10 protein-coding genes are annotated in these 8,143 nt (G+C 66.9%); 4 read left to right on the top strand and 6 right to left on the bottom strand.

Going from position 1 to position 8,143, the window contains the following annotated elements; translation table 11 throughout:
• The 4 genes from Q8R27_RS01765 to Q8R27_RS01750 all read left to right on the top strand — a co-directional run.
• A partial coding sequence (locus tag Q8R27_RS01765) for a DEAD/DEAH box helicase (protein WP_305697395.1) occupies positions 1-1,103 on the top strand: 1,103 nt, incomplete at its 5' end.
• Between the two features lie 121 nt (positions 1,104-1,224).
• The gene (locus Q8R27_RS01760) at positions 1,225-2,280 is read left to right on the top strand and encodes a diguanylate cyclase domain-containing protein (protein ID WP_305697394.1); all 1,056 of its coding nucleotides are present in this window, start codon (positions 1,225-1,227) and stop codon (positions 2,278-2,280) included.
• A gap of 96 nt (positions 2,281-2,376) precedes the next feature.
• Positions 2,377-3,174 (top strand): enoyl-CoA hydratase/isomerase, encoded by a 798-nt coding sequence (locus Q8R27_RS01755; RefSeq protein WP_305697393.1) that lies wholly within the window; start codon positions 2,377-2,379, stop codon positions 3,172-3,174.
• A gap of 37 nt (positions 3,175-3,211) precedes the next feature.
• The gene (locus tag Q8R27_RS01750; RefSeq protein ID WP_305697392.1) at positions 3,212-3,994 is read left to right on the top strand and encodes a 1-acyl-sn-glycerol-3-phosphate acyltransferase; all 783 of its coding nucleotides are present in this window, start codon (positions 3,212-3,214) and stop codon (positions 3,992-3,994) included.
• Here the strand turns inward: Q8R27_RS01750 and Q8R27_RS01745 are convergent.
• The 6 genes from Q8R27_RS01745 to Q8R27_RS01720 all read right to left on the bottom strand — a co-directional run.
• Positions 3,991-4,383 (bottom strand): iron-sulfur cluster assembly accessory protein, encoded by a 393-nt coding sequence (locus Q8R27_RS01745; RefSeq protein WP_305697396.1) that lies wholly within the window; start codon positions 4,381-4,383, stop codon positions 3,991-3,993. The genes Q8R27_RS01750 and Q8R27_RS01745 overlap by 4 nt on opposite strands.
• A 2-nt stretch (positions 4,384-4,385) precedes the next feature.
• The gene (locus tag Q8R27_RS01740) at positions 4,386-4,745 is read right to left on the bottom strand and encodes an SUF system Fe-S cluster assembly protein (RefSeq protein ID WP_305697391.1); all 360 of its coding nucleotides are present in this window, start codon (positions 4,743-4,745) and stop codon (positions 4,386-4,388) included.
• A gap of 2 nt (positions 4,746-4,747) precedes the next feature.
• Positions 4,748-5,962, bottom strand: a complete 1,215-nt coding sequence (locus tag Q8R27_RS01735; RefSeq protein WP_305697390.1) for an aminotransferase class V-fold PLP-dependent enzyme — start codon at positions 5,960-5,962, stop codon at positions 4,748-4,750.
• A gap of 2 nt (positions 5,963-5,964) precedes the next feature.
• Complete coding sequence (gene sufD / locus Q8R27_RS01730) at positions 5,965-7,008, bottom strand: Fe-S cluster assembly protein SufD (RefSeq protein ID WP_305697389.1); 1,044 nt, start codon at positions 7,006-7,008, stop codon at positions 5,965-5,967.
• Positions 7,005-7,754, bottom strand: a complete 750-nt coding sequence (gene sufC, locus Q8R27_RS01725; RefSeq protein ID WP_305697388.1) for a Fe-S cluster assembly ATPase SufC — start codon at positions 7,752-7,754, stop codon at positions 7,005-7,007. The genes sufD and sufC overlap by 4 nt, the downstream gene beginning before the upstream one ends.
• Before the next feature lie 109 nt (positions 7,755-7,863).
• Positions 7,864-8,143, bottom strand: a 280-nt coding sequence (locus Q8R27_RS01720) for a SufD family Fe-S cluster assembly protein (RefSeq protein WP_305697387.1), incomplete at its 5' end; no start/stop codon positions are given.

Genomic DNA, 8,143 nt, shown 5'->3' with positions numbered 1-8,143 from the left:
CGCCGAAGAAGCAGACGCTGTTCTTCTCCGCCACCATGCCGCCGGAAATCACCCGGCTGACCAAGCAGTTCCTCAACGATCCAGTCCGTATCGAGGCCTCGCGCCCGGCGCAGACGGCCGAGACCATCAAGCAGCACATCGCCCGCGTGCCGAGCTCTGACCCCAAGGCCAAGCGCACCGCCCTGCGCGCCCTGGTCGGTCGCGCCGACGTCAAGAACGGCATCGTCTTCTGTAACCGCAAATCCGAAGTCGATGTGGTCGCCAAATCGCTGAAAACACATGGCTTTGACGCGGCTCCGATTCACGGCGACCTCGACCAGCAGACGCGCATGCGCACGCTGGAATCGTTCCGCAAGGGCGAGCTACGTCTGTTGGTGGCTTCGGACGTCGCGGCCCGCGGGCTGGATATCCCGGCTGTCAGCCACGTGTTCAACTACGACGTGCCGCATCATGCCGACGACTACGTCCATCGCATCGGCCGTACGGGCCGCGCCGGTCTCACCGGCGACACCTACATGATCGTCACCCCCGCCGACGGCCGCCAGCTCGACAAGGTGCTGAAGCTGATCGGCATGGCGCCGGACGAAGTCGTGCTCGACGTCGACTGGTCGCAGATCAAGGAAGAAGGCCGTCCGGCCCGCGCCGGCCGCTCCGGCGGCTCGGAACGCCCGTCGCGCGAGCGCGGTGGCCGAAGCCGCCGGCCCGAGCAAGCGGATGCGGCTCCGGTTGAGGATGCGCAGCCTGCGGTCAGCGCCGAACCGGTTGCTGAATCCGCGCCGGCCGAAACCTCCGAAGCGCCGCGCCGCCCGCGCGGACGCCGTTCGGCAGGACGGGACGCCGGGCCACGCGAAGTCGCCACCGCCGAACCCCAGTTGCGCGAAGCTTCGGCCCGTGAGGCTCCGGTTCGTGAAGCCTCACCTCGCGAAACGCCGGTACGTGAATCGGCTGAACGCGAGGCCCGCGCGCCACGCCGCCAGGAACGTGATCGCGAACGCCCTCGGCGTGACCGCGACGACGATGATCGCAGCGGCGTGGTCGGTTTCGGCGCCGATACGCCAGCCTTCCTGATGCGCCCGCCGACGCGTCCCGCAAGCGAAGACTGATCGTCGCGGAGCGCGGCCGATAGCGGCGGCTTAACGCCTCGTTTGACTCTCGCCTGTAGTCTCACTAGCGCGAAACGCCGTGCGCCCCGGGGGGTGGGCATGGCCGAGTTGAGGATGCGCTATGTCCGGCGATGTCGAGACCATGTTGCGGGGGCCTGGCGCCTTTGAGGTGGCCCGCAGGGCGCTCGAAGAGATGGAGCGCCACCGGGTTTGGCCCACCGCGCTGAACTTCGAACTTTGGACCCACGTTGTGGCCGCGCCCGACGGCGCCCTGGCCCGTGAAATCGCCCGGCTGATCGACAGCGGCGAGGCCTTCACCGACACGGTCAGCGATGAGCTGGCCGCGACTTACCTGCCGAAGGCGCGCCTGAACGACCACATCCGCGACGCCGGCGACGCCCTGTCCAAGGAATTGGCCTCGGTTTCCAAGGCGATCCAGACGGCGCGAAAGTCCAGCGAGGTCTATGGCGAGACCCTGGCCAGCGCCAGCCGCGTGCTGGACGACGAACAGGACCCCGCCGAACTGCGCCAGACGATCGCCACCCTCACCGCGGCGACCCGCCGGGTGCACAAGGAGAACCGGGCGCTCGAAGAGCGGCTCGAGGATTCCACCAACGAGGTCAACCGCCTTCGCGAGCACCTGGAGCAGGTGCGCCGCGACGCCACGACCGACGGCCTGACCAATCTGGCCAACCGCAAGGCGTTCGACGACGAGCTCGACCGTGCTTGCGACGAAGCAGACGAAAGCGGTTGGCCGCTGACGCTTGCGGTCATCGACATCGACCACTTCAAATCTTTCAACGACACCTGGGGCCACCAGACAGGCGATCAGGTCCTGCGCTTCGTCGCCAGCGTCATCGGCAAGATGGGCTCGGCCCCGCGGGTCGTCGCGCGTTACGGCGGTGAGGAATTCGCGCTGCTGTTTCCCAACGAGACCGCCGCGTCCGCTTTCGCAGTGCTGGAGACCATCCGCCGCGAGGTGTCGTCGCGCATGCTGAAGCGCCGGTCGACCAATGAGGATCTGGGTACGGTCTCGGTCTCGGCCGGCCTCGCCGAGCGTCGCCCTGGGGAACAGCCCCCTGCCCTCATGGAAAGGGCCGACGAGGCGCTCTACGCCTCCAAGCATCGAGGGCGCAACCGCACGACCAGCGCCGAGGACATGGCCAACGCGGCCTGAGTTTCTTACTTCGGCTGAGTCCCTTACCTCGGTCGCGGCGCTGCTTTAGGCTCCCGCGCAAGTCGCCTCTGAGCGGCGGGTGCGAGGGACGCGACGGTGAGCCAGAAGAAAGTGAAGACCAGCGTCGAGGCCGGTGTCGCCAGGATCGTGCTCGACGACCCGGCCACGATGAACGCTGCCGATGGCGAAGTGTTCGACGGTCTGTACGCCGCATTCAAGCGCTTCGCCGACCCCGCATCCGGCGCCCGCTGCATCGTCCTCACGGGAACTGGGCGGGGCTTTTGCTCCGGAGCCAACCTCACCTCGCTCGGCGGTTCTGGGCAAGCGAGCGACGTGGAGTCCGACTTCGGCATGGCGCTCGAGACGGTGGTCAATCCACTGGTCGTCGCCATCCGTGATCACCCGCTGCCGATCCTGACGCTGGTCAATGGCGCGGCCGCCGGCGTCGGCTGCTCCTTCGCGCTAATGGGCGACATCGTGGTCGCCGCCGAGAGCGCCTACTTCCTGCAGGCGTTCCGACGCATCGGCCTCGTTCCGGACGGCGGGTCGACCTATCTGCTCGGCCAACTGGTCGGCAAGGCGCGGGCCATGGAGATGGCTTTGCTGGGCGAGAAGATCCCCGCACGGACGGCGCTGGAATGGGGATTGATCAACCGCTGCGTCCCTGACGCCGAGCTCGAGGCGACCGGAGCCGCGCTCGCCCGCCAACTTGCCGACGGCCCGGCTTCGCTCGGACACATCCGCCGCCTCGTCTGGGGCGGTCTCGAGTCTTCATTCGAAGAACAGCTTCACGCCGAACGGGTGACCCAACGCCTGGCGGGGCGGACCGCGGATGCGAGTGAAGGCATCGCCGCGTTCCTCGAGAAACGCCCGGCACGCTTCATCGGCTCCTGAAGCGCTCCCTCAGCAGACGGCAAGAGAACGACCTCACATGCGCAGCCTTTTGTTCGCCGTCGCCTATTGGTGGCTGTCGCTGTTCTACGCGATCCTCGCCGCGGTGCTGTCGGCCCTGCCCGGCCGCGCGCCGATGGCCTGGGCGATCCGCCTTTATACGCGGCGCATGCTCTGGGCGATGCGCGTTTTCGCCGGCATTAAGGTCGAGCTGCGCGGCCAGGAGCGATTGCCGAAAGGCGCCTTCATCATCGCCGCCAAGCACCACTCCTGGGGCGATGGCTTCGTGATGTTCGCCAACGTCGACAACCTTGCGTTCGTCACCGGCGATCATCTGGAGAGGGTGCCGCTGCTGCGCGGGATCCTGCGCAAGCTCGGGGCGATCGTGGTCGACAACTGCGGCGGGCCCGAAGCACGCCGTGCGCTCGCCGCCAGCGCCGCGGCCGCTCACGCCGAGGGCCGCCGAATCCTGATCTACCCGGAAGGCGCGCTGTCAAAGCCTGGCGAACGGTTCCGATATCGGACCGGCGTCTTCTACATGTCGCGGGACTTCAACCTGCCGGTCGTGCCGGTAGCGACCAACCTGGGGCTGTTCTGGCGGCAGACGGATTTCAAGAAGACGCCAGGGACAGCCACCATCGAATTCCTCGACCCGATCGCGCCAGGCCTGGACCGCACGCCGTTCCTCAAGCGCCTCGAGGAGGCGGTGGAGGGCCGATCGCAGGAGCTGATAGCCATGGCGACGGGAGAGCCTGTGCGGCCGTCCTTACTGGTGGCCAACCCCAACGATGCGCGCCGCAAGCCCGAGCCGGCCGAGGCCTAGAGCTTCGCAGGCTCGATCGTGACGCTTTCGCCGCATCCGCAGGCGTCGGTTTCGTTCGGGTTGTGGAACACGAACTTCGAAGCCAGTCGCGTCGACTCGTAGTCGATCTCAGAGCCCACCAGGAACAGCACCGCCTTGGGTTCGATCAGGATGGTGACGCCCTTGTCCTCGACCACTTCGTCCATGGGGTTGGCGGATTGGGCGTATTCCAGGACGTATTCCTGGCCGGCGCAGCCGCCATTCTTCACGCCGACACGCAGCCCGGCATAGGGCTGCTCGGCCTTGTCCATGATCTCGCGCACGCGCTCTGCCGCGCGCTCGGTCAGGGTGACCAGCTTGGGGCGAGGACGCCGGCCGCGGCCGGAGGGAACGATGTCGAGGTTTTCCATGGTCACAACATATTCAGGGCGAGCTTGGCCTCGTCCGACATCAGGTCGGGCGTCCACGGCGGGTCGAACACCAGGTCGACCTTGCATGACCTTATGCCAGGAACCTTTAGCACGGCGTCACGAACCCATTCGGGCATCTCGCCGGCCACCGGGCAACCTGGCGCCGTCAGCGTCATATCGATCGCCACGTCGAGGTCGTCGGAAATGTCGACCTTGTAGATCAGGCCCATCTCGTAGATGTCGACCGGGATCTCCGGGTCATAGACCGTCTTCAGCTTGCCGATCATCAGATCGGTAAGGCGGTCGAGTTGCTCCTGGCTGAGCTGCGGCGAGGTCGGTTCGATGTTGGCTGTGTCGGTCATGATCAGGCGAAAAAAGCTTGGGTCCGGGTGAGAGCATCGACGAAGGCCTCGGCCTCGTCGTGGGTATTATATAGGGCGAATGATGCGCGTGCGCTCGAAGTGACGCCGAAACGTCGCATCAAAGGTTCTGCACAATGGGTGCCGGCGCGCACCGCCACCCCGTAGCGGTCTAGAATCTGCGCGACATCGTGGGCGTGAGCGCCTTCCACGGTGAACGACAGGATCGCACCCTTCCCCGGCGCTTCTCCGAGCACTCTCAGCCAGTTGGCCCCGGCGAGTCGCTCGGTCACATGGGCGTAGAGAGCGGCCTCGTGCGCGGCGGCGGCGGCGCGATCGACACCGTTCAGCCACTCGATTGCGGCTCCCAGACCGATCGCTTCGAGGATCGGCGGCGTGCCGGCCTCGAACCTGTGCGGCGGGTCGGCATAGGTGATCGCCTCCAGGCTGACAGAGCCGATCATCTCGCCTCCGCCCTGATAGGGCGGCAGTTCGGCAAGGCGCGCGGCCTTCCCGTAGAGGATGCCGATACCGGTCGGGCCATAGAGCTTGTGGCCAGAGAACACGTAGAAGTCGGCATCCAGCGCTTTCACGTCCACGGGCTGGTGGACGATCGCCTGGCAGCCGTCGACCAGGGTCACAGCCCCCGCCTCGTGCGCCAGGCGCACGATCTCTGCGACTGGATTCACCGTGCCGAGCACGTTGGACATGTGGGTCAAGGCCACGACCTTGACCTTGGGCGTCAGCAGCGCCCGAAACTGCTCCAGATCCAGCCGTCCGTCGTCGGTGACCGGAACGAAGCGCAGGATGATCCCCTTGCGCTCTCGCAGGAAATGCCAGGGGACGATGTTGGCGTGGTGCTCCATCTCCGTGAGCACGATTTCATCGCCCGCCTGCAGCGACGCGCCCAGCCCGGCGGCCACCAGGTTGATCGCCTCTGTGGCGCCTTTGGTGAACACCACCTCACCGATGTCCGCGCCGATCAAGGCGGCGACGGACTTGCGCGCCTGCTCATAGGCCTCCGTCGTCTCGTTGGCGAGCGTGTGCAGGCCTCGGTGGACGTTGGAGTATGAGGTCTCCATCGCCTGGACCATGGCGTCGATCACAGCGCGCGGTTTTTGAGCCGAGGCCGCGCTGTCGAGATAGACTAGCGGCTTGCCATTCACCTGCCGCGACAGGATCGGGAACTGACTGCGGATCTGGGCGACGTCGAAAGCCATCCTCAGATCTTCACTCGGGCTGCGGCCCAGGCGGCGCAGATCGCGCGCGCACCCTCGTGTTCGATCCGCTCCACGACCTGGCTGACGAAAGCTTCCGCCAGCATGGCGCGCGCCTCGTCATAGGGTACGCCGCGCTGCTGCGCGTAGAACAGCGCGTCCTCATCCAGCGCGCCAACCGTGTTGCCGTGCGCGCACGAGACGTCGTCGGCGTAGATTTCCAGTTCGGGCTTGGCGTCCACCTCGGCCCGGTCCGACAGGATCAGGGCGTGATGGCCCATGCGGGCTTCGGTCTGATCAGCGCCTCTGGCGACCACGATGCGGCCCTGGAACACGGCCCGCGCCTGATCGCGCACGACACCCTTGGTGAGCTGCTCCGTGGTCCCGCCCGGCCCCTGGTGGTGCACGCTGGTGGTCAGGTCGGCGTGCCCGCGGCCTCCTATCAGATAGACCCCGTCGAGGTGGACATCCGCCTTGTCGCCGGGGTGGGTCAGGCGGGTCTCCAGCCGCTGGCGCTTTGCGCCGTCGGTCAGCACCGTCTGAGAGAACCGCGCGCCTGCCGCCAGCACCACCTCAGCCTGGCTGACGTTGACCGCGTCGGCGTCGTCGGCGGCGATCACCAGCCGCTCCACCCGCGCGCCGTCATCGACGCGGATGTCGAGCCCCGAGGCGGCGACATAGCCCTCCGCCATGCCTTCATGGCTTTCCAGCAGGGTCAGGTCGGCGCCCATGTGGACGTTGATGGTCAGCCGCGCCTCGTGGCGGCTCTGCGGGCTGGCTGAAACGAAGCGCAGACGCACTGTGCGCTTCTCACCCGACCGCACGGTCAGGGTCGAGGCGGCGTCATCGCGCAGGCGGCCATTGACCACCAGGATCTCCGAATCGCCCAGAGCGCCGAACGGTCCTGGCGCGACCGCCGCGTCGGTTTCCGGCGACGGCGTCGGGAGCGTGCGCAGCAGACCGCGCAGGTCGGTCCAGCGCCAATCCTCGTCCCGCCGACTGGGAAGCAGGGTGACGTCGCCAGATCGTATGGCGGCGGCCAGGGTCATGCGGCGGCCTTGGCGTACTTGTCGTAGCCATCGCGTTCGAGGTCGAGCGCCAGCTCCGGCCCGCCGGACGCAGCGATCCGGCCGTCAGCCAGTACGTGAACGCGATCTGGCCGGATATAGTCGAGCAGTCGCTGATAGTGGGTGATCACCAGCATCCCACGCTCAGGTGAACGCAAGGCGTTGACCCCATCGGCCACGATCTTCAAGGCGTCGATGTCGAGGCCGGAGTCGGTCTCGTCGAGGATCAGGAAGCGCGGCTGCAGCATGGCCATCTGCAGAATTTCCATCCGCTTCTTCTCGCCGCCGGAGAACCCGACGTTGAGGGCGCGCTTCAGCATCTCGTAGTCGATCTTCAAGGACGCCGCCGCAGCGCGGGCCAGTTTCAGGAATTCCGGCGCGGAGACCTCGGGCTCGCCGCGGGCGCGTCGCTGGGCGTTCATCGCCGTGCGCACGAAGGTCAGCGCCGCCACGCCGGGAATCTCCAGCGGATACTGGAACGACAGGAACACCCCGCGCGCGGCCCGCTCGTCGGGCGCCAACGCCAGCAGATCCTCTCCGTCCAGGTGCGCACTGCCGGCCGTGACCGTGTAGCCCTGACGGCCGGTCAGCACATAGGACAGCGTCGACTTGCCGGCCCCGTTCGGCCCCATGATCGCGTGGACCTCCCCCTTGGGGATTTCCAGCGTCAGCCCCTTCAGGATTTCCTTGCCATCCACTTGGGCGTGCAGGTTGCGGATCGACAGCATCAGTAGACTTTCTTCTCTCCCTTCCCCCTGGAGGGGGGAAGGGATGGGGATGGGGGTGGCGCCATCTCGGCGATGATGCGCCGGGCGACATGCTGGCGGTGCGCGCCCGTCATCCGACGGAGCCTTCCAGGGAGATCGCGACCAGCTTCTGGGCCTCGACGGCGAACTCCATGGGGAGCTCCTGGAGGACTTCCTTGACGAAGCCGTTGACCAGAAGTTGCACGGCCTCCTCCTGGGGAAGGCCGCGTTGCATGGCGTAGAATAGCTGGTCGTCGGAGAGCCGGGTGGTCGTGGCTTCGTGCTCGAATACGCAATGGCCGTTGCGCGCCTCAACGTAAGGCGTGGTGTGGGCCGCGCAGTCCTTGCCGATCAGCAGGCTGTCGCACTGG

The organism is Phenylobacterium sp., assembly GCF_030697305.1.
Taxonomy (GTDB): Bacteria; Pseudomonadota; Alphaproteobacteria; order Caulobacterales; family Caulobacteraceae; genus Phenylobacterium.
This window is presented reverse-complemented; position numbering and strand designations above follow the sequence as displayed.

Excerpts from the sequence above, each read along its gene's own strand:
- Q8R27_RS01760 (WP_305697394.1), top strand. The coding sequence starts at position 1,225 with ATGTCCGGCGATGTCGAGACCATGTTGCGGGGGCCTGGCGCCTTTGAG.
- Q8R27_RS01750 (WP_305697392.1), top strand. The coding sequence starts at position 3,212 with ATGCGCAGCCTTTTGTTCGCCGTCGCCTATTGGTGGCTGTCGCTGTTC.
- Q8R27_RS01745 (WP_305697396.1), bottom strand. The coding sequence starts at position 4,383 with ATGGAAAACCTCGACATCGTTCCCTCCGGCCGCGGCCGGCGTCCTCGC.
- Q8R27_RS01740 (WP_305697391.1), bottom strand. The coding sequence starts at position 4,745 with ATGACCGACACAGCCAACATCGAACCGACCTCGCCGCAGCTCAGCCAG.
- Q8R27_RS01735 (WP_305697390.1), bottom strand. The coding sequence starts at position 5,962 with ATGGCTTTCGACGTCGCCCAGATCCGCAGTCAGTTCCCGATCCTGTCG.
- sufD (WP_305697389.1), bottom strand. The coding sequence starts at position 7,008 with ATGACCCTGGCCGCCGCCATACGATCTGGCGACGTCACCCTGCTTCCC.
- sufC (WP_305697388.1), bottom strand. The coding sequence starts at position 7,754 with ATGCTGTCGATCCGCAACCTGCACGCCCAAGTGGATGGCAAGGAAATC.